This is a genomic window from Curtobacterium sp. NPDC089991 (assembly GCF_044748425.1).
In the GTDB taxonomy this organism is placed as follows: domain Bacteria; phylum Actinomycetota; class Actinomycetes; order Actinomycetales; family Microbacteriaceae; genus Curtobacterium.
In genome coordinates, this window is the sequence record NZ_JBIVGB010000001.1 from 211,028 (window position 1) to 236,836 (window position 25,809).

Annotated in this window: 23 protein-coding genes and 1 pseudogene; 20 read left to right on the top strand and 4 right to left on the bottom strand. The window is 71.4% G+C overall.

The features are described from left to right. The first annotated feature begins 116 nt into the window (after positions 1–116). The 3 genes and pseudogenes from ACIPV1_RS00950 (at position 117) to holA (ending at position 4,386) form a co-directional block, all read left to right on the top strand. Positions 117–887, top strand: a complete 771-nt coding sequence (locus tag ACIPV1_RS00950; RefSeq protein WP_402725594.1) for a helix-hairpin-helix domain-containing protein — start codon at positions 117–119, stop codon at positions 885–887. A 621-nt stretch (positions 888–1,508) separates the two neighbouring features. Beyond that, positions 1,509–2,744, top strand: a pseudogene (locus ACIPV1_RS00955) (ComEC/Rec2 family competence protein); the annotation flags it as partial. A 622-nt stretch (positions 2,745–3,366) separates the two neighbouring features. After that, positions 3,367–4,386: a DNA polymerase III subunit delta gene (holA, locus tag ACIPV1_RS00960; protein WP_123292542.1), complete on the top strand. Its 1,020-nt coding sequence runs from the start codon at positions 3,367–3,369 to the stop codon at positions 4,384–4,386. A 232-nt stretch (positions 4,387–4,618) separates the two neighbouring features. On the opposite strand, the gene rpsT is transcribed toward holA, so the two are convergent. Next, entirely contained in the window at positions 4,619–4,879 is a 261-nt protein-coding gene (rpsT, locus tag ACIPV1_RS00965) for a 30S ribosomal protein S20 (RefSeq protein ID WP_111085752.1), read from the bottom strand. A 200-nt stretch (positions 4,880–5,079) separates the two neighbouring features. Between rpsT and ACIPV1_RS00970 the strand changes: the two genes are divergently transcribed. Together ACIPV1_RS00970 and lepA are read left to right on the top strand one after the other, a co-directional pair. Continuing rightward, a complete protein-coding gene (locus ACIPV1_RS00970; protein WP_402725595.1) occupies positions 5,080–6,246 on the top strand; it encodes a pyridoxal phosphate-dependent aminotransferase in 1,167 nt (388 codons plus the stop codon). 144 nt (positions 6,247–6,390) lie between these two features. Further along, complete coding sequence (gene lepA, locus ACIPV1_RS00975) at positions 6,391–8,238, top strand: translation elongation factor 4 (protein WP_123292544.1); 1,848 nt, start codon at positions 6,391–6,393, stop codon at positions 8,236–8,238. Positions 8,239–8,245: 7 nt separating this feature from the next. On the opposite strand, the gene ACIPV1_RS00980 is transcribed toward lepA, so the two are convergent. After that, a complete protein-coding gene (locus ACIPV1_RS00980; protein ID WP_123292545.1) occupies positions 8,246–8,737 on the bottom strand; it encodes a hypothetical protein in 492 nt (163 codons plus the stop codon). 140 nt (positions 8,738–8,877) lie between these two features. On the opposite strand from ACIPV1_RS00980, the gene ACIPV1_RS00985 reads away from it, so the two are divergent. Beyond that, positions 8,878–9,525, top strand: coding sequence for a DUF1990 family protein (locus tag ACIPV1_RS00985; protein WP_111085748.1), 648 nt, complete (start codon positions 8,878–8,880; stop codon positions 9,523–9,525). A gap of 63 nt (positions 9,526–9,588) precedes the next feature. Here the strand turns inward: ACIPV1_RS00985 and ACIPV1_RS00990 are convergent, their stop codons facing one another. Next, entirely contained in the window at positions 9,589–10,281 is a 693-nt protein-coding gene (locus ACIPV1_RS00990) for an HAD family hydrolase (protein WP_165901400.1), read from the bottom strand. Between the two features lie 28 nt (positions 10,282–10,309). On the opposite strand from ACIPV1_RS00990, the gene hemW reads away from it, so the two are divergent. After that, complete coding sequence (hemW, locus tag ACIPV1_RS00995; RefSeq protein ID WP_123292547.1) at positions 10,310–11,551, top strand: radical SAM family heme chaperone HemW; 1,242 nt, start codon at positions 10,310–10,312, stop codon at positions 11,549–11,551. Positions 11,552–11,613: 62 nt separating this feature from the next. Here hemW and ACIPV1_RS01000 read toward each other — a convergent pair whose 3' ends face one another. After that, positions 11,614–12,021, bottom strand: coding sequence for a DUF4870 domain-containing protein (locus ACIPV1_RS01000; RefSeq protein WP_243692472.1), 408 nt, complete (start codon positions 12,019–12,021; stop codon positions 11,614–11,616). Positions 12,022–12,109: 88 nt separating this feature from the next. On the opposite strand from ACIPV1_RS01000, the gene hrcA reads away from it, so the two are divergent. The 13 genes from hrcA to leuA all read left to right on the top strand — a co-directional run bounded on the left by hrcA (position 12,110) and on the right by leuA (position 25,805). Beyond that, the gene (hrcA, locus tag ACIPV1_RS01005) at positions 12,110–13,132 is read left to right on the top strand and encodes a heat-inducible transcriptional repressor HrcA (protein ID WP_123340397.1); all 1,023 of its coding nucleotides are present in this window, start codon (positions 12,110–12,112) and stop codon (positions 13,130–13,132) included. 49 nt (positions 13,133–13,181) lie between these two features. Then, a complete protein-coding gene (dnaJ, locus tag ACIPV1_RS01010; protein WP_111085744.1) occupies positions 13,182–14,294 on the top strand; it encodes a molecular chaperone DnaJ in 1,113 nt (370 codons plus the stop codon). Next, the gene (locus ACIPV1_RS01015) at positions 14,294–15,031 is read left to right on the top strand and encodes a 16S rRNA (uracil(1498)-N(3))-methyltransferase (protein WP_402725596.1); all 738 of its coding nucleotides are present in this window, start codon (positions 14,294–14,296) and stop codon (positions 15,029–15,031) included. The genes dnaJ and ACIPV1_RS01015 overlap by 1 nt, the downstream gene beginning before the upstream one ends. A 40-nt stretch (positions 15,032–15,071) precedes the next feature. After that, on the top strand, positions 15,072–15,425 hold the full coding sequence (locus ACIPV1_RS01020) for a histidine triad nucleotide-binding protein (RefSeq protein ID WP_123292550.1): 354 nt from the start codon (positions 15,072–15,074) through the stop codon (positions 15,423–15,425). A 70-nt stretch (positions 15,426–15,495) separates the two neighbouring features. Further along, entirely contained in the window at positions 15,496–16,557 is a 1,062-nt protein-coding gene (locus tag ACIPV1_RS01025; protein ID WP_228505182.1) for a PhoH family protein, read from the top strand. Beyond that, positions 16,554–17,015 (top strand): rRNA maturation RNase YbeY, encoded by a 462-nt coding sequence (gene ybeY / locus ACIPV1_RS01030; protein ID WP_111085740.1) that lies wholly within the window; start codon positions 16,554–16,556, stop codon positions 17,013–17,015. Before ACIPV1_RS01025 ends, ybeY begins: the two co-directional genes overlap by 4 nt. Before the next feature lie 3 nt (positions 17,016–17,018). Then, a complete protein-coding gene (locus tag ACIPV1_RS01035; protein WP_173168390.1) occupies positions 17,019–18,338 on the top strand; it encodes a hemolysin family protein in 1,320 nt (439 codons plus the stop codon). Then, positions 18,335–19,273, top strand: coding sequence for a GTPase Era (era, locus tag ACIPV1_RS01040; protein WP_123292554.1), 939 nt, complete (start codon positions 18,335–18,337; stop codon positions 19,271–19,273). The genes ACIPV1_RS01035 and era overlap by 4 nt, the downstream gene beginning before the upstream one ends. Before the next feature lie 67 nt (positions 19,274–19,340). Further along, entirely contained in the window at positions 19,341–20,651 is a 1,311-nt protein-coding gene (locus tag ACIPV1_RS01045; protein ID WP_243692471.1) for a sensor histidine kinase, read from the top strand. After that, positions 20,648–21,337 carry a response regulator transcription factor gene (locus tag ACIPV1_RS01050; protein WP_111085737.1) on the top strand — a complete coding sequence of 230 codons (690 nt, stop codon included), beginning with the start codon at positions 20,648–20,650 and terminating at the stop codon, positions 21,335–21,337. Before ACIPV1_RS01045 ends, ACIPV1_RS01050 begins: the two co-directional genes overlap by 4 nt. 111 nt (positions 21,338–21,448) lie before the next feature. Beyond that, on the top strand, positions 21,449–22,201 hold the full coding sequence (locus ACIPV1_RS01055) for an ABC transporter ATP-binding protein (protein WP_111085736.1): 753 nt from the start codon (positions 21,449–21,451) through the stop codon (positions 22,199–22,201). Further along, positions 22,198–23,598, top strand: coding sequence for an FtsX-like permease family protein (locus ACIPV1_RS01060; RefSeq protein WP_402725597.1), 1,401 nt, complete (start codon positions 22,198–22,200; stop codon positions 23,596–23,598). Before ACIPV1_RS01055 ends, ACIPV1_RS01060 begins: the two co-directional genes overlap by 4 nt. Positions 23,599–24,029: 431 nt before the next feature. After that, positions 24,030–25,805 (top strand): 2-isopropylmalate synthase, encoded by a 1,776-nt coding sequence (leuA, locus tag ACIPV1_RS01065; protein ID WP_402725598.1) that lies wholly within the window; start codon positions 24,030–24,032, stop codon positions 25,803–25,805. The last annotated feature ends 4 nt before the right edge of the window (positions 25,806–25,809 follow it).

The following is a 25,809-nucleotide window of genomic DNA, read 5'->3' on the forward strand; positions in this document are numbered from 1 at the left end:
ACAGGGTGGGCGTCCGACGCACCTGTCCACAGACCAGCACTCCGGAGCCCGGCCGATCGGCCGGGCTCCGTAGCGTTCGGGGCATGTCGTCGCCCTCGTCACCGGACCCTCGGCCAGTGGACGGCGCGCCCGCATCGGGACGCGTGCTCTGGTCGCGCCTGGTGCTGTCGCCGCGGGCCGCGGTGGTGCTGGCCGGGGTCGTCGTGGCTGTGGCGCTCGTGGTGGTCCTGGTCGGGTCGCTGACGGGACGTGGTGGTGCAGGGGCGGGCGGGGTCGTCGTCAGTGGTGCGCCCACCGCCGGCGCGCCGACTGTCGGCGCTCCGGCTGCCGGCGTGCCGACCGCTGGGTCGTCGACCGCTGGTCCTGCATCCGGTGGTGAAACACCTGCCACTGGTGCGGCGCGTGTGGTGGTGCACGTGCTCGGGGCGGTCGAGCGCGACGGCGTGGTGCGCCTGCCGCCGTCGAGCCGGGTCACCGACGCGATCGAGCGGGCCGGCGGCGCGACGGCGGACGCGGACCTGGACCGACTCAACCTGGCACGGGTCCTGACCGACGGCGAGCGGCTGTACGTGCCGCGCGTGGGCGAGGACGAGGTGCCAGCGGCGCTCGATCCGGTCGACGGCGATGCGGCCGCGGCGGGCAGTAGCGGGGACGGCAGTACGGGTGCCGCGGGCGCCTCGGGAACCGGCGCCGACGCCGTCGTCGACCTGAACAGCGCCGACCAGGCTGCGCTCGAGACCCTGCCCGGCATCGGCCCGGGGTTGGCCGGCCGGATCCTCGCCTGGCGCGACGAACACGGCCGGTTCACCGCGGTCGAGGACCTGCTCGACGTCAGCGGCATCGGCGACGTCCGGTTCGCGGAGCTGCGTGACCGCGTGCGGGTCTGAGCCGTGCCCCTGCAGCTGCGACCCAGTGCGACGGACCTGCGGGTTGCGGTGCCGGTGGCGATCGCCTGGATCGTGACGACCGTGCTCGTCGGTGGACCGACGGCAGCGCCGGTGGTCGGGATCGTGGCCGCCGTGCTGGCCGCGCTGGCCGTGCTCGCCGGAGGGAGCGCGATCGTCGCTGGTCGTCGTTGCTCGGGCCGTCGCTGCCGCACCGTGACCGCCGGTGCCGGCCCGGTGCTCGTCGCGGCGGCGCTGACCGCGTTGCTCGCGGTGTCGGTCACCGTGGGTGAGACCCGACGAACGCCGGAGGTACTCCGGGCACTCGCCTCCGCGTCGGGCACCGTCTCGTTCGACGCGGTCCTGTCGCGCGACCTGGGCCCGAGTGACCGCTCCGTGCTCGCGACGCTCGAGCGTGCCGACACGGAGCGTGCGCTCCGGGTACCGGTCCGGCTCGTGCCGCCGGGCGACGGTGCGCTCGTCCCGCCGGGCGACGGTGCGCTCGTCCCGCCGGGTGACGATCACGACCGCGTGCTGGCCGCGGGAACGCGGGTGACCGGCACCGGGACGATCGAGGCCGACGTCCCCGGTTCCGCGACCGCGTTCGTGCTGTTCCTCCGGGGTGTGCCCGCCACCGAGCCACCCGGGGGACTGCTCGGAGCCACCGACACCGCGCGCCGGGCCTTCGTCCGCGCGACGGCGGACCTGCCCGAGCCCGGGGCTGCGCTCCTGCGTGGCCTGGCGATCGGCGACCGGTCCGGCCTCGACGCCGCGACCGAGGCAGCGATGGAGACCTCGGCGCTGACCCACCTGACCGCGGTGTCCGGGGCGAACTGCGCGGTGATCGTCGGCCTCGTCGTGGTGGTCGGGCGACTCTGCGGGGTGCCTCGGGGGCTCCGGGCGGCGTCTGCCGTCGCCGTGCTGCTCGCGTTCGTGGTGCTCGTACGGCCAGACCCGTCGATCGTCCGGGCCACGGTGATGGCGGTCGTCGTGCTGGTCGTGCACCTGTCCGGCCGCCCCGTGCGCGGCGTGCCGCTCATCGCCCTGGCCGCGATCGGCATGCTGGTGGTCGACCCCTGGTTCGCGCGGTCGTTCGGGTTCGCGCTGTCGGTGCTCGCCACGAGCGGCATCGTGGTGCTCGGGCCACCGCTCACCAGGCTCCTCGCCCGACGGCTGTGGACCCCGGCGGCCGCTGCCCTCGCCGTTCCGGTGGCAGCACAGGTCGCCTGCTGGCCCGTGACGATTCCGCTGTCCGCGGCGCTGCCGACCTACGCGGTGCCGGCGAACCTGCTGGCCGAGCCCCTGGCACCGATCGTCACCGTCGTCGGCCTCGGTGCGTGTCTGCTCGCGCCGGTGTGGCCGTGGGGTGGGTCGGTGCTGGCCGCCGTCGCCTGGGCCCCCGCGTCGGCGGTCGGGGGCATCGCCCACGGTGCAGCGCTGCTGCCGTACGCGTCGGCGCCGTGGCCGGGCGGGACCGTCGGGGTGGTCGGCGCCGTGGTCGTCAGCACGTGCCTCGCGGTCGCCGTGCTGAGCACTCCGACGGTGCGGAGCCGCCTGCTGCTCGTCGCGGGAGTCGTCGTGGTGGTCGGTGTCGCCGCCGTCGCGGTCCCCGTGCTGGTCGTGCGCGGTACCGTCCCGCGCGACTGGGCGGTCGCGGCGTGCGACGTCGGACAGGGCGACGCCGTGCTGGTCCGTGGCGGCGACAGCACGGCCCTGATCGACACCGGGGACGACCCGGACCGCCTCAGGGCCTGCCTCGACCTGCTGCGGGTCCGCCGGATCGACCTGCTCGTCCTCACGCACTTCGACCGCGACCACGTCGGGGCGGTCGACGAGGTCGCGGGCATCGTCGACACGGCGCTCGTCGGACCCGTCGGCCGTGCGTCGGACAGCCGCGTCGTGCAGGACCTGCAGCGCGGCGGCGTCGACGTCCGGCAGGCCGACGACCGGGTGTCCGGCGTGCTCGGGCCGCTCGGTTGGCGCGTGGTGTGGCCGCGGGCGGGCAGCCCGGACGCCGGCAACGACGCGAGCATCGTGCTCGTGACCGAACCACTGCCGGGCGACGACTGCCCCACGTGCCTGTCCGGGGTGTTCCTCGGCGACCTGGGGGAGACCGCGCAGCGTCGGGTCCGCTCCGGCAGTGCGCTGCCAACAGGCCCCGTCGACGTCGTGAAGGTCTCGCACCACGGTTCGGCCGACCAGGACCCGCTGCTGTACCGGCAGCTCGCGGCCCGCGTCGGACTCGTCGGCGTCGGCGCGGACAACACCTACGGCCACCCGACACGGTCGGCGCTGTCGATGCTCGCATCGTCCGGGACCGCCGCGTACCGGACCGACGAACTCGGCACCGTCGTGGTGGGTCGGGCGGCCACCGACGACCTGCGGGTGTGGACGGAGCACACGCCGTCGGTGGCCGCCCGTAGGATCGTCGGAGCACTCGTCGCACCGGCACCGTCCGGGTCGGCACCACCGGAAGGACCGCATGCCCGCCAAGAAGCCCGCGCGCGCCGCAGCGAAGATCGACCAGGTCCCCTGGTCGGGGATCCGCCCGGCCCCGGTCGTGCTCGTCACCGGGCCCGAGGCGTTCCTGGCCGACCGGGCGAGCAGTGTGCTCAAGGACCTGCTCGTGGGCGAGGACCCGGCGCTCGAGGTGCACGACCTCGAGGCCGACCAGTACGCTCCCGGGCTGCTCGCGACCCTCGCCAGCCCGTCGTTGTTCGGCGAGCCGCGGCTCGTGCGGGTCACCAATGTCGAGAAGTGCACCGACGCCTTCATCACCGAGACCATCTCGTACCTGCAGGCCCCGGCCGACGACGTCACCCTGGTGCTCCGTCACGGCGGCGGGGTGCGTGGCAAGAAGCTGCTCGACACGATCCGCAGCGGGGTCGGCGGTGGGGTCGAGGTCCTGTGCGACGAGCTCAAGCGCGAGACCGACCGCATCGACTTCGTGAACGCCGAGTTCCGCGCCGCTCGACGCAAGATCGCGCCGTCGGCGGTCCGCACCCTCGTGGTCGCCTTCGCGGACGACCTGGCTGAGCTCGCCGCCGCGTGTCGGCAGCTCCTGGCGGACGAAGCGCAGGAGATCACCGACAAGGTCGTCGACAAGTACTACGGCGGTCGCGTCGAGACGAACGCGTTCAAGGTGGCCGACATCGCCCTGGCCGGACGGTCCGCTCCGGCGATCGTCGAGTTGCGGCACGCGCTGGCGACGGGCGAAGCACCGGTGCCGATCGTCGCGGCGTTCGCGAGCAAGATCCGCACGATGGCGAAGGTCAGCGCGTTCCGCGGGCCGAGCGGTCAGGCGGCGTCGGCGCTCGGCATGGCCCCGTGGCAGGTGCAGCGCGCGCAGCGTGACGTCGCCTCGTGGAGTGAGACGGGTCTCGCGAACGCGATCACGAGCATCGCTGAGGCGGACACCGCGGTGAAGGGCGGCTCGCGCGACGCGCACTACGCACTCGAGGTCATGGTCCGCACCATCGCCCGACGCGGCGAGGCGCGCTGAGGCGACCCGCGCCTCCCGGTCGTCGCGCGCTCGTCGCGCGCCCACACCCGCGAACTTGGTGAGCAGAAATGGTCGAGTGCCGACCGGCCACCCGACCATTTCTGCTCACGAAGCGTGCGGCTCGCCGCCGCCCACCACCCAGACGCCCACCGCCCACGCCCCACGCCCCACCCCGCACATGACGAAGGCCCCACACCGTTCGGTGCGGGGCCTTCGTGCGGCGCTCAGGAGATCAGAGCGACGCAACCTTCTTCGCGATGGCCGACTTGCGGTTCGCTGCCTGGTTGCGGTGGATGACACCCTTGCTCACGGCCTTGTCGAGCTTCTTCGACGCGGTGGCCAGGGCAGCAACGGCCTTGTCCTTGTCGCCAGCGGCAACGGCGTCGTTGGTGTGACGGATGAACGTCTTCAGCTCCGACTTGTAGGCCTTGTTGCGCTCGGTGGCCTTGAGGTTGGTCTTGATGCGCTTGATCTGCGACTTGATGTTCGCCATGTGTAGCTCCTGCTTCGTCTCGTACGGGTGGGCGCGACCGCGGGGTAGAGGGGCCCTCGGTCGCATCGCGTTCCACCCGTGGGCGGGGAACGCGCAAGCCAGCCACCAACATTACCAGGCGAACGGCCCGCCACCAAAGCACGAAACACCGCCGGATCGGCGTGATCTCGCGGCAACACGCACCGGATACGGTGTCGGGCATGCCATCCCTCGCTCCTCGGATCGACACCGTGCCCGCCTCCGGCATCCGGAGGGTCTTCGAGCAGGCAGCGCTGCTGCAGTCCGCCGGCACCCCGGTCACGATGCTCGTGATCGGCGAACCGGACGTGCCCGTGGCGCCGCACATCGGTGACGCGGCCCGTCGCGCGTGGACCGAGGACCGCACCGACTACACGCCGAACGGCGGCATCGCACCCCTGCGCGAGGCGATCCGCGACAAGCTCCGCCGCGAGAACCGCATCGAGGCCGACCTCGAACAGATCTGGATGACGATCGGTGCGACGCAGGCCCTGTTCCAGGCGATGACGCTGACGCTGAGCCTCGGCGACGAGGTCCTGGTGCCGGACCCCGGCTACACGACCTTCACGATGAACGCGCACATCCTCGGGGCCACGCCGGTGCCGTACCGGCTCGAACCGCAGCACAGGTTCGAACCCGACCTCGAGGCACTCGAGGCGAGCGTCACCGAGCGCACCCGCGTGCTCGTGGTGAACTCGCCGTCGAACCCGCTCGGCTCGGTGTTCGGCGAGGACACCCTGCGCGCGCTGCTCTCCTTCGCGAAGCGGCACGACCTGTGGGTGATCAGCGACGAGGTCTACGAGTACTTCACCTACGGCACCCGCCACGTCAGCCTGGCTGCGCTCGACGAGGACGACCGGGTGTTCTCCGCGTTCTCGCTGAGCAAGACCTACGCGATGACGGGCGTCCGGGTGGGGTACCTCGTCACGCCGAAGGGCCTCGGGCCGACGATGCGCACCACGCAGGAGGCGATGATCAGCTGCGTCGCCGAGCCCGACCAGTACGCGGCGCTGGCGGCGATCGTGGGGGACCACTCCGCGGTCCGCGACGCCCGCGAGCACTACCGGTCGAACCTCGAGGTCGCGAAGGAGGTCCTCGACGCCGCCGGGATCCGGTACCTCGACCCGCGCGGCGCCTTCTACCTCTGGGTCGACGTGTCGCACGCCTCGGACGGCGACGTCGCGGCGTGGGCGCTCGGCCTCCTGCAGCGCGAGGCCGTCGCGGTCGCGCCCGGCAGCGCGTTCGGCCGCACCGGCGAGGGCTGGATCCGCGTCTGCCTGGCCGCCACCCCTGACGACCTGCGGCGCGGGCTGGGCGCGTTGCCGGCGCCGGCGCACGCCTCCGTCTGACGGCGGCGACCGTCCGGACCGGGGCGGGTGACGCACGGGAGGCCCGCCCCGCGTTCCGCATCGCACGTCGCGCAGCCGCGCCGTGCCTCCAGGGCGGGTGAAGCATGGGAGACTGGGCCGACCGTCCGACCCACCTGAGGAACCGTGAGCCCACAAGCATCCGCTCCGCTCGAGCCCGCCGCGACCCCGGCCGGCGCGATCCGCAACTTCTGCATCATCGCGCACATCGACCACGGCAAGTCCACGCTGGCCGACCGCATGCTGCAGATGACCGGCGTCGTCGAGGAGCGCGCGATGCGCGCGCAGTACCTCGACCGCATGGACATCGAGCGCGAGCGCGGCATCACGATCAAGTCGCAGGCCGTCCGCATGCCGTGGGAGCTCGACGGTGAGACCTTCGCGCTCAACATGATCGACACCCCCGGGCACGTCGACTTCTCGTACGAGGTCTCGCGGTCCCTGGCAGCGTGCGAGGGCGCGATCCTGCTCGTCGACGCCGCCCAGGGCATCGAGGCGCAGACGCTGGCGAACCTGTACCTGGCGCTCGAGAACGACCTCGAGATCATCCCGGTCCTCAACAAGATCGACCTGCCGGCAGCCGAACCCGAGAAGTACGCGGCCGAGCTCGCGCAGCTCATCGGCGGCAAGCCGGAGGACGTCCTGCGCGTCTCCGGCAAGACCGGCGTCGGTGTCCCCGAGCTCCTCGACCTGGTGGTCCGGCGTGTGCCGGCACCGGTCGGCGACGTCGAGGCCGCGCCCCGCGCGATGATCTTCGACTCGGTCTACGACAGCTACCGCGGCGTCGTCACGTACATCCGGATGATCGACGGCTCGATCAAGCCGCGCGAGAAGGTCCAGATGATGTCGACCAAGTCGACGCATGAGATCCTCGAGATCGGGGTGTCGAGCCCCGAGCCGATCCCGACGAAGGGGCTGTCCGTCGGCGAGGTCGGCTACCTGATCACCGGCGTGAAGGACGTCCGCCAGTCCAAGGTCGGCGACACCGTCACGAGCGCGCAGAAGCCCGCGACCGAGGCCCTGCCCGGCTACACGGACCCGAAGCCGATGGTGTTCTCGGGCCTGTACCCGATCGACGGGTCGGACTACCCGGACCTCCGCGACGCGCTCGACAAGCTCAAGCTCTCCGACGCAGCGCTGGTCTACGAGCCCGAGACCTCCGTGGCGCTCGGCTTCGGCTTCCGCTGCGGGTTCCTCGGCCTGCTGCACCTCGAGATCATCACCGAGCGGCTCTCGCGCGAGTTCGGCCTCGACCTCATCACGACCGCGCCCAGCGTGATCTACGAGGTCACGAACGAGGACAACTCCGTGACCGAGGTCACGAACCCGTCCGAGTTCCCCGGCGGCCGCATCGTCGAGGTCCGCGAGCCCATGGTCCGCGCGGCGATCCTCGCCCCGAAGGACTACGTCGGCGCGATCATGGAGCTGTGCCAGTCGCGCCGCGGCTCGCTGCTCGGAATGGAGTACCTCGGCGAGGACCGCGTCGAGATCCGCTACGAGATGCCCCTCGGCGAGATCGTGTTCGACTTCTTCGACCAGCTGAAGAGCAAGACGCAGGGCTACGCCTCGCTCGACTACGAGCCCATCGGCGACCAGGCGGCCGACCTCGTCAAGGTCGACATCCTGCTGCAGGGCGACCAGGTCGACGCGTTCAGCGCGATCGTGCACCGCGACAAGGCCTACGCCTACGGCACGCTGATGACCGAGCGGCTGCGCAAGCTCATCCCGCGCCAGCAGTTCGAGGTCCCGATCCAGGCGGCCATCGGCGCACGGATCATCGCCCGCGAGAGCATCCGCGCGATGCGCAAGGACGTCCTGGCGAAGTGCTACGGCGGTGACATCACCCGAAAGCGCAAGCTCCTCGAGAAGCAGAAGGAGGGCAAGAAGCGCATGAAGACCATCGGTCGGGTCGAGGTCCCGCAGGAAGCCTTCATCGCAGCGCTCTCCGGCGACGTGGAAGAGAAGAAGAAGTAGCGACGGGTCAACGGGTCCGAGCGGCCCGCGCCCGCAGCACGGCCAGGCAGAGGGCCGGGAGGCTCGCGGCGGCCAGTCCCGCCAGTGCGGTCCGCAGGATGACCAGCCCGGCGGCCGCACCGAAGTCCGTCTGCTGGGTCGCGGCGATCCCGGATACGACGGCGCCGAGGGCCAGGGCGATCGTCACGGCGCCGAGCCACTGCGGCATCCGCGTGGCCCGGTGCCGCCGCACGGCGGACACGAGGCTGGCGCCGAACAGCAGGACCCCGGCTCCGGCGCAGCACGCACCGACCGCGGCGATCGCGTTCGCGGTGTCGAAGGTGTCCCACTGCGCGGCCGGCACGGTGACGTACCGCGTCGACGAGCCGATGCTCGCCGTCGTCGCGTCGACGAGGACACGCGCGAGTGCGGCGGCGCCGAAGGCGACGAGCGTGAGCGCGGCGAGCGTCGCGGTCCGACGGTCGACGGACCGCCAGGGCGCGGGGGTGGAGCGGGGCACGCTGCAACGATAGGGGCGGGGCGGGCGGGTGTCGGGCCTCCAGTTCGGGGTGCACGCGAACCGGACGACGCGACCCGGACGACGCGACCTGAGCGGTGATCGGTTCGATCCGACGGGGCAGGCGCAAGTAGGCTGGCGGCATGAGCATCCGCGGGAGCTACCGGACCGCCCTGACCTACGGCGCGGTGGGGGCGACCCAGGCGTCGGACCTCATGACGTACCCGCCCGAGGGATTCACCCCCACCGAGTCGCGTGCCCGGATCGGGCACGGCGACCAGCGGTTCGAGACCGCGGTGACGCAGGCCCTGACGTGGCAGATCCAGGAGCGCAGCGGCATCCGCGTGCGCGTCGAGGAACAGCCCGACGACGACGAGGTCCGGTACAACCCGGTGACGTTCGACGACGACGGCGTCCCGATCGCCCCGGCCTCGATCGGCACGCCCCGGGTCGAGAAGTTCGCGCCGGACGGCACCCCGCTGGTGACCGCCGGCACGTCGGCGACGCTCACGATGCACGCCTTCGGGCGGACCGTGCAGGCGCCCGTGCGGGTCGTGTCGATCATCGACGAGCACGACCGCAAGGGCTTCGCGTACGGCACGCTCGAGGGGCACCCGCTCTCCGGCGAGGAGTCGTTCGTCGTCGAGCGCACGTCGGACGGTTCCGTGTGGCTGCAGATCCGGCAGTTCTCGCAGCCGTCGAGCCGGAAGTGGCAGTTCGTCGCGCCGCTGCTGCGTCGGCAGCAGAAGGTGATGGCGGAGCAGTACCTGGCGGCGCTGCGGGGCGACTAGCGGCGAGCGCATGCTTGCGCGTGCGTGCGTGCGTGCGTGTGCTTTGTGCGCTTGCACGCTGGGTCAGCGCAGTGGCGGCAACGCCGCGATGGCGTCCTCGATCAGCGCGGCGTCGACCCGGCAGTCCCGCGCGACCGTGACCGCGTTGGTGACCCGCAGCGCCTCGACGTCGAACACCCCGGTGGCGACCGCCAGGAAGGGGATGCCGGCGGCGTCCGCGGCCTCGCCGTCACGCGGGGTGTCGCCGACGATCACGGCACGGGTGCCGGCGAGCTCCGCCGCCGCGCGGGTGGTGACGTCCGCACGCTCCACCTCGGTGTCGCCGAAGTAGGAGTGGTTCCAGTCGAACAGGCCCTCGTCGAACCCGGCACCGGCCAGCTTGACGCGTGCGCGGTACTCGGAGTTCCCGGTGAGCAGGCCGTTCCGCCACCCGAGCTCCGCGAAGCGGGTGAGCAGCGCGGTGGCGCCGGGGACGGGGGACCGGTGGTCGCCTGAGGCGTGCCGCTCGGCGGTGAGGTCGCGCAGGTGGCGGCTGACCGTCGGGATGATCGTGTCCTCGAACGCGTGCGCACGGACGTGCTCGGCGATGAGCCCGGCATCGGTCCGACCGTGCTGGTGCCCGACGCGCAGGGTGAGGTCGCGGCCGACCGCACGCTCGAGCGCGAGGTGGTAGAGGTTGCCCGGGGACGACGCGTTCATCACGAGGGTGCCGTCTATGTCCCACAGGACCGTGGTGGGGACGGGGTGGTGCTCCATGCGTCCATCATGACGGACAATGGACTCCATGCCGAGTGCTCTCCCGATCGCCGATCCGGCACCCGCTGACGGACTGATCGTGCCGCGAGCCGCGGCGGGCTCCGCCGCCGGTTCCGACCCTGCGGCCGTGCCGTTCGGGGTCTACGTCCACGTGCCGTTCTGCCGGGTGCGCTGCGGCTACTGCGACTTCAACACGTACACGGCGTCCGAGCTCCGCGGCGTGCGCCGCGACGACTACGCCGGCCACGCCGTGCGGGAGATCGAGTGGGCCGCGACCGTGCTCGACCGCTCCGGCGTCCCGCGCCGGCCCGTGTCGACCGTGTTCTTCGGTGGCGGGACCCCGACGATGCTGCCGGCGTCCGACCTGGCGATGATCCTGCGGGCCATCGACGACACGTGGGGGATCCTGCCCGGTGCCGAGGTCACGACCGAGGCGAACCCGGACTCGGTCGACGCGTCCTCGTTGCAGACGCTGCGCGAGGGTGGGTTCAACCGGATCAGCTACGGCATGCAGTCCGCGGTCCCGCACGTCCTCGCGACCCTCGACCGCACACACGACCCGTTGCGCGTGCCGGTCGTCGTCGACCTTGCGAAGCAGCAGGGCCTCGACGTCTCCCTCGACCTCATCTACTCGACACCGGGGGAGTCCCTCGACGACTGGCGCACCTCGCTCGACGCCGCGCTGGCCTGCGAGCCCGACCACGTGTCGGCGTACTCGCTCATCGTCGAGGACGGCACCGCGATGGGCCGCATGGTGGCGCGCGGGGAGCTCCCGGCCCCCGACGACGACCTGGCCGCCGACATGTACGAGCTCGCCGACCAGGTGCTCGGCGACGCCGGGTACTCCTGGTACGAGGTGTCGAACTGGGCGCGCGGCGACGCGCACGCGAGTCGCCACAACCTGTCGTACTGGAAGGGCCACGACTGGTGGGGTGTCGGCCCCGGCGCCCACTCCGCGGTCGCCGGCACGCGCTGGTGGAACGTGAAGCACCCGGCCGCGTACGCGAACCGGGTGCTGTCCGGCGAGTCGCCGGCCGCCGGGCGCGAGGTCATCGACGACGAGACCCGCTACGTCGAGCGCCTGCTCCTCGCCGCGCGGGTCCGCGGGGAGCTCGCGACGAGCGAGATCCGCCAGGAGGCCCGTGGCCGGGTCGCGGGACTCATCGCACGGGGTCTCGTGGACGGGTCGGCCGCGGTGCGGGGACGCATCGACCTGACCCTGCAGGGTCGCTTGCTCGCCGACGCGGTGGTACGGGAGCTGCTGGACTGACGCTGTGCTTGCTACTGCACTGTGCTTGCTACTGCACTGTGCTTGCTACTGCACTGTGCTTGCTACTGCTTGATGAACTCGATCGACAGGGGGTAGCGGTAGAACTGGCCCCGGTTCGCCGCGACGGCCGCCAGGATGCCGAAGACGACGGTCAGGACGGCGACGATCGGGAACAGCACCAGTCCGATGACCACGACGCTCAGCACGCCGCACGCGACGTACGCGATCGCCACGGTGATGTGGAAGTTCAGTGCGACCCGGGTGTGCTCGCGGATGAAGCCGCCGCGGTCGCGCAGCACCAGGTACGCCACGAGCGGGGCGACGAAGTTGAAGAAGATCCCGCCGATGTGAGTCAGCGTGGCCCAGAGGCGCTGGTCCTCCGGGCTCATCGGCTGCGGCGGGGTGTACCCGCCCGGGTACTGGGGCCCGTTGGGGTTCTGCGGGCCACCGGGCTGCTGTCCGTAGGTCATGCCGGAAGCGTATCGGGGGTGCAGTCGTGCGGGCGTAGGATCAGCAGTCGACACGTCCGAGTGCCAGGTCGACCAGGAAGGAGCGCTCGTGGTCAGTGAACGCAGCCTCGAGGTCCTGAAGGCCATCGTGCGCGACTACGTGGCGTCCCGCGAACCGGTCGGCTCCAAGACGATCGTCGAGCGGCACGCCTTCGGCGTCAGTGCCGCCACGATCCGCAACGACATGGCCCTGCTCGAGGACGAGCAGCTCATCGTCGCGCCGCACACCTCGTCCGGCCGGGTGCCGACCGACAAGGGCTACCGGCTGTTCGTCGACCACCTCGCCGCAGCCCGGCCGCTGACGAGCGCCCAGCGGCACGCCATCGAGACCTTCCTCGGGGCACCGAACGACCTCGACGAAGTCCTCGGCCGCACCGTGCGCCTGCTCAGCCAGCTCACGAACCAGGTCGCCCTGGTGCAGTACCCCTCGATGGTGCGCGCCCGGGTGCAGCACGTCGAGCTGGTGCGCCTCGGCGACGCCCGGCTCATGGTCGTGCTCATCACCGACACCGCCCGGGTCGAACAACGCGTCGTCGAGACCGACGTCGCGCTCGACGAGCCGCTGCTGACCGAACTCCGCACCGTGCTGAACGGCGCGGCCGTGGGGCTCCTGCTGCAGGACGTGCCCACCGCGCTCCGTGCGGTCCCGCAACAGCTCCGGCCCGACGCCCAGGCGCTCGGCGGGGTCGTCGTGGCGACCCTCATCGAGCAGGTCGCGGCGAACCGTCAGGACCGCCTGGTGATGGCCGGTGCCGCCAACCTGGCGAAGAGCGAGCAGGACTTCTCCGGCGGCCTCTTCCCGGTGCTCGAAGCGATCGAGGAACAAGTCACCCTGCTCCGGTTGTTCGGGGAGATGCAGGTGGACGACATCGCGGTGGCGGCGAGCATCGGCGTCGAGAACGCCGAGTACGGGCTCGACGCCACGAGCATCGTCGCCGGCGGGTACCTCGCCGGTGGCGGCGAGGTGGCACGCCTGGGTGTCCTGGGACCGACCCGGATGGACTACGGCACGAACATGGCTGCCGTCCGGGCCGTCGCACGGTACCTGTCCAAGCTGCTGGGCGAACACTGATCGACTGCAACACCGACCGACCGACCGAACACAACCGACTGAGGGATACGTGGCAGACCACTACGACGTCCTCGGCGTCCAGCGAGACGCCTCCGATGCCGACATCAAGAAGGCCTACCGCCGCCTGGCGCGTGAGCTCCACCCGGACGTGAACCCTGCCCCAGAGGCAGCCGAGCGGTTCAAGGACGTCACGCACGCGTACGACGTCCTGAGCGACCCGGAGCAGCGGCGCCGGTACGACGCCGGGCCCCAGGCCGACAGCCCCTTCGGTGGCGGCGCCGGCGGGTTCAGCGACATCTTCGACGCCTTCTTCGGCGGTGGTGGTGGTGGCGGCCGGGGCAGTGGTCCCCGCAGCCGTGCCGAGCGCGGGCAGGACGCCCTGCTCCGCATCGACGTCGACCTCGACGAGGTCGTCTTCGGCACCCACAAGGACGTCGAGGTCGACACCGCCGTCCTGTGCGAGACCTGTCACGGGTCGTGCTGCGCACCCGGCACCAGCCCGCGCACCTGCGACATCTGCGGCGGGTCCGGCAACATCCAGCGCCAGGTGCGTTCGCTGCTGGGCAACGTCGTGACGAGCGCCCCGTGCGGCACCTGCCGCGGCTACGGCACCGTCATCCCGAGCCCCTGCCCGACCTGCCAGGGTCAGGGCCGCGTCCGCGCCCGTCGCACCGTGCCGGTCGACGTCCCCGCCGGCGTCGACTCGGGCCTGCGCCTGCAGATGCCCGGACAGGGCGAGGTCGGCCCCGCCGGTGGCCCCTCCGGCGACCTGTACCTGGAGATCCGGGTCCGGCACGACGACGTCTTCAGCCGCGACGGTGACGACCTGCTCGCCACCCTCGAGGTCGCGATGACCGATGCCGTGCTCGGCACCACCACGACGATCGACGGACTCGACGGGCCCGTCGAGCTCGAGATCCGTCCGGGGGTGCAGAGCGCGGACGTCCTGGTGATCAAGGACCGCGGCATCACGAAGCTGCGCGGGAGCGGCCGCGGCGACCTCCGGGTCGGCGTGCAGGTCGTCACCCCGACGAAGCTGTCGCACAAGGAACGCCAGCTCGTCGAGCAGCTCGCGAAGTCGCACAAGGCGTCGGCGCCGCAGCTCGCACGGTTCCAGCAGGGCATGTTCGGCAAGCTCCGCGACCGCTTCTTCAACTTCTGATGGCATCGCTCTACGTCGTGGAGTCGCTCGACGGGGTCGCCGTCGGTGGCACCGTGACGCTCGACGGGGCAGAGGGGCGGCACGCCGTGACCGTCTCGCGTGTGCGGGTCGGTGAGACGCTGCGGCTCTCGGACGGACGGGGGACCGTCGTGTCCGGTGCGGTGGACTCGGTCGACCGCGACTCGCTGGTGCTGTCCGTGGCATCGCTGTCCGTCGACCCTCTGCCGGTCCCGTCGCTGACGCTCGTGCAGGCCCTCGCCAAGGGCGGCCGCGACGAGATGGCGGTGCAGGCGTCGACGGAGATCGGTGTGGACCGGATCGTGCCGTGGTCCGCCGCGCGCAGCGTCTCCCGGTGGGAGGGCCCGAAGGTCGAGAAGGGCCGATCGCGCTGGACGGCCATCGCGCACGAGGCCGCGAAGCAGGCGATCCGGTCGCGGGTGCCCGAGGTCGGGCCGCTCGTCACGACGGCGCAGCTCGTCCCCGCGCTCGGTGCCGGTGCTGCGGTGCTCGTGCTCGACCCCACCGCGACCGTGCGGCTCGCGACGTGGGCACCGACGGCGGACCTCGACGAGATCGCCCTCGTGGTGGGGCCGGAGGGCGGCATCGACGGCTCCGAGCTCGAGCGGCTCGAAGCCGCGGGAGCGATCAGGGTCCGGCTCGGCGACAGCGTGCTGCGGACGTCGACCGCCGGTCCCGCGGCACTCGCGATCCTGCAGGCCGGACTCGGGCGCTGGTGAGGGAAGGCCCGAGGTCGGTCCTGCGTTCTACGATGGAGTCATGAGCACCAGCACGCCCAGCGTCTTCAGCAAGATCATCGCGCGCGAGATCCCGGCGACCGTCGTCGCCGAGGACGACCGCGTGATCGCGATCGAGGACATCGCCCCGAAGGCACCCGTCCACGTGCTGGTCATCCCCAAGACCGAGCAGTACGCGAACGTCGCCGAACTCGCGGCCGGTGACCCCGACCTCCTCGCCCACCTGGTCGCCACCGCGCAGCGCATCGCCGACGAGCGCGCCGGCGGCCAGTTCCGTCTCGTCTTCAACACCGGCGAAGCCGCCGGTCAGACCGTGTTCCACGTGCACGCGCACGTACTCGCAGGTGAACTGCAGGAAGGCACCCTTGCCGGCTAACGAACCAGCACAGCCCACCACCGACGACGACCAGGTCGTCTCCGTCGCCCTCCAGGTCGACGGCATCGCCATGGTCCAGCTCCTCGGTCCCCAGGACCGCCTGCTGAAGACCGTCGAACGGCAGTACCCGGGCGTCAAGGTCGTCGTCCGCGGCAACGAGGTCACGCTCACCGGGCCCGAGCGCGAGGTCGCGCGGGCGAAGGCGCTCGTCGACGAACTCGTCGGCATGGTCAAGCGCGGGCAGGACATCGGCCCGTCGGACATCCCGATGTCGGCACGGATCCTCGACGACGACCGCAAGCCGTCCGACACCTTCGGCACGCCGATCGTGTCGAGCCGCGGCAAGTCCGTGCGGCCGAAGACCGACGGGCAGCGCGCCTACGTCGACGCCATCGACGAGCACACCATCACGTTCGGCATCGGCCCCGCCGGCACCGGCAAGACGTACCTGGCGATGGCGAAGGCCGTCCAGGCCCTGCAGCGGCGCGAGGTCACCCGGATCATCCTGACCCGTCCCGCGGTCGAGGCCGGCGAGCGGCTCGGGTTCCTGCCAGGCACGCTCACCGACAAGATCGACCCGTACCTGCGGCCGCTGTACGACGCCCTGAACGAGATGATGGACCCCGAGCTGGTCCCGAAGCTGCTGGCTGCGGGCACGGTCGAGGTCGCGCCGCTCGCGTACATGCGCGGCCGGACGCTCAACGACTCGTTCGTCGTCCTCGACGAGGCGCAGAACACGACGCCCGAGCAGATGAAGATGTTCCTGACCCGTCTCGGGTTCGGCTCGAAGATGGTCGTGACGGGTGACATCACCCAGGTCGACCTGCCGGGCAACGTGTCCGGTCTCCGGCTCGTGACGCGGATCCTCGAGACGGTCGAGGACATCCACTTCGCCCGCCTCGGCAGCGAAGACGTCGTGCGGCACACGCTCGTCGGTCGCATCGTCGACGCCTACACCGTCTACGACGAGGAACGGCTTGCCGAGCAGGCCGGTCACCGTCCCGGTGGCCGTGGCAGCGCGCCGGTCGGCAACCCCGACGGCGCCAACCGTGCCGAGCGCCGTGGTCGGCCGCCGCAGGACCGCCAGCGACCCCCGTACCCCCAGAACGACGCCCGAGGAGGCAACCGGTGAGCATCGAGCTCAACAACGAGTCCGGGGTCGAGGTGGACGAGGCAGCCATCCAGCGCCTCGCCGCGTTCGCCCTCGACGCGATGCACGTGCACGCGGACGCCGAACTCGCGATCGTCCTGGTCGACGAGGGCGCGATGGAGCAGCTGCACGTGCGGTGGATGGACGAGCCCGGCCCCACCGACGTCCTGAGCTTCCCGATGGACGAGCTCCGACCGGGCACCGAAGAGGACCCCACGCCCGCCGGCCTGCTCGGCGACATCGTGCTCTGCCCGCAGGTCGCCGAGGAACAAGCGAAGACCGCCGGACACTCCAGCACCGACGAGATGCTGCTGCTCACCTGCCACGGCATCCTGCACCTGCTCGGGTTCGACCACGCCGAGCCGGACGAGAAGGCCGAGATGTTCGGGCTGCAGGGCGAGATCCTGACGGCCTTCGCGGCCCAGCGCCGGGGTCGGTAGCCGATGCTCGTCGTCGTCGGTCTGCTCGCGGTCGCGCTCGGGCTCGTCGTGCTCGGCGGGCTCCTCGCCGCGAGCGACGCCGCGCTCTCCGTGGTGTCCCGTGCCGACCTCGACGAGATCGCCCGCGGCAACAAGCGTCGTCGTGCGCTCGAGGCGATCGCGGACGACGTCGGCGCGCACGTCAACGCCCTGAACTTCTTCCGCGTGCTCGCCGAGACCGCCGCAGCCGTGCTCGTCACGATCGCCCTGGTGCGGGCGTTCGACAGCTGGTGGGTGGCGCTCATCGTCTCCGCCGCGATCATGACGGCCGTGTCGTTCGTGCTCGTCGGGTCGAGTCCGCGCAGCGTCGGACGGGCGCACGCCGAACGGCTGCTGGCGTCCACCGGCGGCCTGGTCCGCGCCGTCCGGATCGTGCTCGGTCCGCTCGCCGGTCTGCTCGTCCGGATCGGTGACCGCGTGACCCCGGGCCGCGGCCGCAGCGCCTCGACGGTGTCGAGCGAAGAACAACTGCTGTCCCTCGTCGACGAGGCCACCGAGAGCAACGTGCTCGAGGACGAGGACCGCGAACTCATCCACTCGGTCTTCGAGTTCAGCGACACCCTCGTGCGCGAGGTGATGGTGCCGCGCACCGACATGCTCACGGTCGACGGCTCGGACACGCTCGCCGCGGGCATGGAGCAGTTCCTCGCCGCCGGGGTGTCCCGCATGCCCGTCACCGGCAAGGACAGCGACGACGTCCTCGGCGTCCTGTACCTGCGTGACGTGTCGCGGGCGCTGTACGAGCGACCGGGGTCCGGCAGTGAGCGGGTCACCCGGCTGCTGCGTCCGGCCGAGTTCGTGCCGGAGTCGAAGGCCGCCGACGACACCCTGCGGCACATGCAGGTCGCGAAGAACCACCTGGTCCTGGTCGTCGACGAGTACGGCGGCGTCGCCGGTCTCGTCACGATGGAGGACCTCATCGAAGAGCTCGTCGGGGACATCTCCGACGAGTACGACCGCGCCGTGGTCGACCGGGTCGAGGTCGAGCCCGGCCTCTGGCGCATCTCGGCCCGACTGCCCGTCGACGAGCTCGGCGACCTGTTCGGCATCGAGCTCGACGACGACGACGTCGACACCGCCGGCGGTCTGCTCACCAAGGAGCTCGGCCACCTGGCGGTCTCCGGCGACACGGTCACGGTGTCCGGCGTCGTCCTGACGGCCGACCGGGTCGAGGGCAAGCGCCGCCACCTCATCACCGTGCTCGCCGAACGCACTCACGCCCTCGCGGGTGTCGAGGACGCCTTCGACGACGCCACCACCACGACGGGAACCACGCACGCATGACCGACTCCGACTCCACCCCCACCGCCTCGGGCAAGCCCTACCGCGCGGGCTTCGTCTCGTTCGTCGGGCGTCCGAACGTGGGCAAGTCCACGCTGACGAACGCGCTGGTGGGCCAGAAGGTCGCGATCACCTCGTCGAAGCCGCAGACCACCCGTCGCGCGATCCGCGGCATCGTGCACCGGCCCGACGGCCAGGTCATCATCGTCGACACCCCGGGTGTGCACCGTCCCCGCACCCTGCTCGGCGAGCGGCTCAACGACCTGGTGCAGTCCACGCTCGGTGACGTCGACGTCATCGGATTCTGCGTCCCCGCCAACGAGCCGATCGGCCCGGGCGACCGCTTCATCAACGACACCCTCGACCAGTACCCGCGGGCCAAGAAGGTCGCGATCGTCACCAAGATCGACCGCACCTCGAAGGACAAGGTCGGCGAGCAGCTGCTGGCCGTCTCCCGGCTCCGCGACTGGGACTCGATCATCCCGACGTCGGGCACGAAGGGCCTGCAGCTCGAGGACCTCCTCGGCGAGATCACCTCGTTGCTGCCGGAGTCGCCCCAGCTGTACGACTCGTCGGCCGTGACCGAGGAGACCGACGAGGAGCGCATCAGCGAACTCATCCGCGAAGCCGCGCTCGAGGGCGTCCGCGACGAACTGCCGCACTCGCTCGCCGTCGTGATCGAGGACATCGTCGAGCCGGACGAGGACGACGACGCCGACGGGCCCCTGCGCATCTTCGCGAACCTGTTCGTCGAACGCGACAGCCAGAAGGCGATCGTCATCGGCCACAAGGGGGAGCGCCTGAAGGACGTCGGCTCCCGCGCCCGCGTCGAGATCGAGTCGCTGCTCGGCGGTCGGCACGTGTACCTCAACATCCGTGTGAAGGTCGCCAAGGAGTGGCAGCGTGACCCCAAGCAGCTCGGACGCCTCGGCTTCTGAGCGTCCGGCGCCAGGAGTCATCCACACGAGGGACGCGCCCGTGAGCCGAGCGCCGTACCGTGGACGCGTGTTCCGTCCCATGCTGCGCGCGCAGGTCATCACCGACGTGGTCATCGCCGTGGTGCTCGGCTCGCTCGTGCTGATCACCTCGGCGCGGGGCATGGAATCCCCGCTCGCGATCGTCACGGTCGTCGGCATGACCGCTGCCCTCGCGCTCCGACGGCTGTCGCCCGGCCTCGCACTGGCCGTCGCCTGGGTGTTCGCGGTCTTCGAGATGGTCACGGGTCAGATGCCCGACCTGTCGAACGCCTTCATCGCCGCGGTGCTCTACACGACGAGCGCCTACGGCAGTCGGCGGGTGCGGCTGGCCGGACTCGTCTCGGCCATCGTCGGGTCCGTCACCGCGGCGCTCTACATCGGCGTCGACGACTACCGGAACCGGTTGACGATCGAGACCGCGTCGACGCCGTTCCAGGAGTCGGTGCAGGTCACGGTCTCGTACTTCGCCGTCGTCCTGCTCCTGCTGCTGCTGCCGTGGTTGGCCGGCCTCGTGGTCCGTACCCGCCGGTCGGCGAGCATGAGCCGTGAGGCCCAGCTGCTCGCCGAACGCGACGCCGCCCGTGCCGACCGAGCGGTCGCGGTCGAACAGGAACGCGTGCGCATCGCCCGCGACATGCACGACATCGTCGCGCACTCGCTCGCGGTCGTCATCGCCCAGGCGGACGGAGCCCGCTACGCGCTGAAGGCGGACCCCGCCGTCGCCGATCAGGCCCTCGGCACCATCTCGACCACCGCCCGCCGGGCCCTCGGCGACGTCCGCGAGCTCCTCGGTGCGCTCCGACACGAGCAGGGGACCGTCCCGACGCCGGAGATCGACGACATCGACCGGCTCGTCGGCGAGATGCGCCAGGTCGGCCTCGACGTCCGGGTCGAGCGCGAGGGCGATCCGACCGGCCTCCCCACCACGACGCAGCTCGCGGTGTACCGGATCGTGCAGGAGAGCCTGACGAACGCCTACAAGCACGGTGAGCCCGGCACGCCGGTGCACGCATCACTGACCTACCGCCCGGACACCGTCGAGATCGCGGTGGTGAACCGCCGCGCCGACGACGGCACCCGGGGTCCCGGCACCGGGCACGGCCTGGTCGGCATGCGCGAGCGTGCCACCATGACCGGCGGCACGATGACCGCCGGGGTCCGTGGCCCCGACTTCGAGGTCGCCGTCCGCATGCCCGCCGTTCCCGCGAGCGGGCAGATGCCCCGCGGGCGCATCACCCCGACCGCGAGCCGGGCCGCGAGCCCGGCTGCGGGCCCGACCGCCGAGTCGGCCCCCGCCCCGACCATCAGTCCGACCGAGCAGGAGCGCACCGCCCGATGACCACCACCCCGCCGGCCGACGGCCGCATCCGCGTCGCCCTCGTCGACGACCAGGCACTCTTCCGCACCGGCATCCGGATGCTCATCGGCTCCCAACCCGACCTGCACTTCGTGGGCGAGGCGGGCGACGGTGCCGAGGGCGTCGAACTCGTCCGGCGCACCCGACCGGACGTCGTGCTCATGGACGTCCGGATGCCCGTGATGGACGGCATCACGGCGACCGCGCACATCGTCGAACAGGCCGGCACCGACGGCGCGAAGGTGCTCGTCCTGACCACGTTCGACTTCGACGAGGCCGCGGCGAAGGCCATCCGGGCCGGGGCGAGCGGCTTCGTGCTGAAGGACGCCGATCCCGAGTTCCTGCTCGCCGCCGTGCGGACCGTCCACGCCGGCACCGCGGTCTTCGCGGCCTCGGCGACGCGGGAACTCCTGCGGCGCTACGACGACTCCGTCGAGCAGGCCGCCACCGTGCCGGCGACGTTCGACGACCTCACCCCGCGCGAGCGCGAGATCTTCGACCTGGCGGCCCGCGGCTTCAGCAACAGCGAGATCGCGCAGCACGAGTACGTCAGCGAGGCGACCGTGAAGACCCACATCTCGCGGGTCCTGACGAAGCTCGGACTCCGCGACCGCGTGCGCCTCGTCGTGTTCGCGCACGAGCACGGGCTGGTGAGCAAGGCCGACTGACGGACGTCATCCGATCGGATGACCCGTCCACAGGAAGTCGAGCCGAGCGGCTCATCCACAGGAGCCGCCCGACGGACGCGGGGCGGGCCTCCCGGACGCCATCGTTGGTGCATGACCACCAGCCACGCTCCGATCATCCGACTCGACCACGTGTCCAAGCACTACGGCGACGCCGCGCGCCGGGTGACGGCGCTCGACGACGTCAGCGTCGACATCGGCGCGGGGGAGTTCACCGCAGTGATGGGGCCGTCCGGGTCCGGCAAGTCGACGCTCATGCACGTCGCCGCGGGTCTCGACGCGGTGTCCGCGGGCCGCATCGAGATCGACGGGGTCGACATCACGGGGCTCGGCGACAAGGACCTGACCGAGCTCCGTCGCCGCCGGCTCGGGTTCGTGTTCCAGTCGTTCAACCTGGTGCCGACGCTCGACGTCAGCGAGAACATCCGGCTGCCGTTCCTGCTCGGCGGGCACAAGCCGTCGAAGGACGAGAGCGCGTGGATCGACCGCCTGGTCGACCAGCTCGGACTCGGCAACCGGCTCTCGCACCGGCCGCACCAGCTGTCGGGTGGGCAGCAGCAGCGCGTCGCCATCGCCCGGGCACTCGCCTCGCGTCCGGCAGTCGTCGTCGCCGACGAGCCGACCGGTGCCCTCGACTCGCGCACCGGCCGTGACGTGCTCGCGATCCTGCGCGGGGCCGTGCAGGAGTGGGGCCAGAGCGTCGTCATGGTGACGCACGACCCCGTCGCTGCCGCCAACGCCGACCGGATCCTGTTCCTCGCTGACGGCCGGGTCGTCGCCGACCGCCCGGCGATGGACGCCGGCGCGATCTCCACCACGATGCTGGGGATGGAGGCGGCAGCGTGAACGGCGTCCGCTCCTTCGCCCCGACCGTGCTGGTCGCGGCGCTCGGCACCACGTTCGGGTCAGCACTCGTCATCGCCCCTGGCATCGTGACCGAAGCGCTCGGCGCCGCCGGGCTCGCCGACCTCGGCCCGGTCAGGGCGATCCTGTCCGTCGTGGGGTGGCTGTTCCTCGGCATCGCGCTGTACGTCGGCGCGATCGTCACCGCCAACACCTGCGCGACCCTCATCGCCGGGCAGACCCGCATCATCGCCTTGCAGCGGCTCGTCGGTGCCACCGGCGCCACGCTCCGGGCCCGGATCACCCGGACCGGACTGGTCGTCGGGGTGCTCGGCGGACTGATCGGCGCCGTCGTGGGTACCGGGCTGTCCGCGGTGTTCGTGGTGGTGCTGCGCGGCAACGGGTTCCTGCCCGACACCGACTACACGCTCCTGCCGTGGGAACTCGTGCTGCCGGTCGTGGCCGTGGTCCTGGCGACCTGGGGGGCCTTCGCCGCGGGCTCCCGCCGGGTGCTGACCGTCACCCCGCTCGAGGCGCTGTCCTCGAGCGTCGAACCGAGCCACGACGACGTCCGCTCGGGCACCGCCCGCAAGGTCTGGGCCATCGTGCTCATGGCCGGCGGCGCGGCGCTCATGCTCATCGGGCTCGCGGTCAGCGCGAGCTCGCCGATCGCGGTGCTGCCGGCTGCCCTCGGTGGGTTCGTGTCGTTCGCCGGCGTCGCCGTCGGAGCGCCCATCGTGATGCCGCCGGTGCTGCAGCTCATCGGTCGGATCGGCTCGCACGATCCCGTCGTCCTGCTTGCCGGCCGCAACGCCATGCGTGCGCCGGGTCGGTCCTCGCGGGCGACGATCGGGCTCGTCATCGGCGTCACCCTGCTCGTCACCTTCGCCGTCGCACTGGGGATCATGCAGCACGTGCTCGAGGCCCAGCTCGAGCAGATGGGACAGGGCCAGATGACGACCGAGATGGTGCAGGCGCAGCGCGACTTCTTCGTCCAGCTGAACGCCGTCGTCAGCGTCATCGTCGGGTTCTCGGCCGTGATCGCCGCCGTCGGGGTCGTCAACGCGCTGGCACTCGGGGTCCTGCAGCGCCGACGCGAGCTCGGGCTGCTGCGGGTGCTCGGACTCACCGGGGCGCAGGTCCGCCGGATGATCGTGACCGAGGCCGTGCAGATGGTCGTCGCGGCCGTCGTCTCGGGGCTCGTGCTCGGCACCTTCTACGGCTGGGTCGGCGGGCAGACGCTGCTCGGGTCGCTCGGGCACCCGGTCACGCCCGTGCTGCCGCCGCTCACCATCGGGATCGTCGTCGTCGGGGCGCTCGTGCTGGCGGTCGTCGCGACGATCGCGCCGGTGCGGCGCGCGATGCGCGTGCCCCCGACCGAGGCGCTCGCGGTCGACTGACGCGGCGCTCTGGTCGCACCACGCGGCGGACGGGAGGCACGGTGCCAGCTTGCACCGTGCCTCCCGTCCGCCGCGTGGTCGCGTGGACGTGTGCCGCACCGCAGTGCCACGCCGCTCACGTCCGTTGAATGGTCACGAACTGTCGCCTTGACGCGGCTCAGGTGACAGAACGTGACCGCTCGGCGGCCGACCCGCGGCATGTCGTGACCGCTCGCCCCCCGTCCGGTGTCCGGCTCGGACCGTGCCTGGCCGCCCCCGCGTCACGCGCTTGTCACACAGCAGCCCGCCGGTGCTACCGTGGACTCGATGTACTCGGCACTCCTCCTCCTTCGCTGCCGCGACGAGGCCTGACACACCGGCCCACCTCGTCGCGGAGTCCGTCGTGGCCGCACTCACCAGAGCACACGAACACGCGACGAAAGCGACGAACGATGCAGAACACGCAGCAGCCCTCCGGGATGCCGATCCACAAGTACGTCCCCTTCCACGAACAGATCTCGGTGGAACTGCCCGACCGCACCTGGCCGACGAAGCGCATCGAGCGGGCGCCGCGCTGGTGTGCGGTCGACCTGCGTGACGGCAACCAGGCCCTCATCGACCCGATGGACGCCGAGCGCAAGCGCGCCATGTTCGACCTGCTCGTCGGCATGGGCTACAAGGAGATCGAGGTCGGGTTCCCGAGCGCCTCGCAGACCGACTTCGACTTCGTCCGCAGCCTGATCGACGAGGGCGCGATCCCCGAGGACGTCACCATCCAGGTGCTGACCCAGGCGCGTGAGCACCTCATCCAGCGCACGTACGAGGCGATCGACGGCGCGAAGCAGGCCATCGTCCACCTGTACAACTCGACGTCGATCGTGCAGCGCGAGGTCGTCTTCCGCACCGACGTGCAGGGTGTCGTCGACATCGCGGTGGCCGGCGCGAAGCTGTGCAAGGCGGCCGAGGCGACGCTGCAGCACGACACGACGGTCTACTACGAGTACTCGCCGGAGTCCTACACGGGCACCGAGCTCGAGGTCGCGCTGCAGATCTGCAACGCCGTGCTCGAGGTCTTCGAGCCCACCCCCGACCGCAAGGTCATCATCAACCTGCCGGCCACCGTCGAGATGGCGACGCCGAACGTCTACGCCGACTCGATCGAGTGGATGTCGCGCAACCTCGCGCACCGCCAGGACGTCATCCTCTCGCTGCACCCGCACAACGACCGTGGCACCGCCGTCGCCGCCGCCGAGCTGGGCTACATGGCCGGCGCGGACCGCATCGAGGGCTGCCTGTTCGGCAACGGTGAGCGCACCGGCAACGTCGACCTCGTCGCGCTGGGCATGAACCTGTTCACGCAGGGCATCGACCCGGAGATCTCGTTCGCGGACATCGACCAGGTGAAGCGCACCGTCGAGTACTGCAACCAGCTGCCGGTGCCGGAGCGTCAGCCGTGGGCGGGCGACCTCGTCTACACGGCGTTCAGCGGTTCGCACCAGGACGCCATCAACAAGGGCTTCGAGGCGATGAAGGCCAAGGCCGCGGCCGCGGGCAAGGACATCGACGAGATCGAGTGGGCGGTGCCGTACCTGCCCGTCGACCCGAAGGACATCGGCCGGTCGTACGAGGCCGTCATCCGCGTCAACTCGCAGTCCGGCAAGGGCGGCGTCGCGTACCTGCTCAAGACCGACCACGCCCTCGACCTGCCCCGCAAGCTGCAGATCGAGTTCTCCGGCGTCGTGCAGCGGCACACCGACACCGAGGGCGGCGAGTTCTCGTCGCAGCGCATCTGGGACGTGTTCCAGGACGAGTACCTGCCCGCCTCGACCGACGACGACAAGTGGGGCCGGTACGAGCTCACCAAGACGGCGACCTCGAGCGACTTCGACGGCACGACCTCGCTGTCGGTCGCACTCCGCGTCGACGAGGGCTCCGTCACCGCCGACGCCGTGGGCACAGGTCCGATCGACGCGTTCCTCAAGGTCCTCGCCGAGCAGGGCGTCCAGGTCACGCTGTACGACTACTCGGAGCACACGATGAGCGCCTCCGGTGACGCCAAGGCGGCGTCGTACGTCGAGCTCGACGTCGACGGCGTGCGCCTGTGGGGCGTCGGCATCGACGCCGACATCTCGACGGCCTCGCTCAAGGCGATCGTGTCCGCGGTGAACCGCGCGGTGCGCGCCGGTGCTGCTGCCGGCGCCGACTCGCCGGAGCTCGTCTCCGCCTGAGACG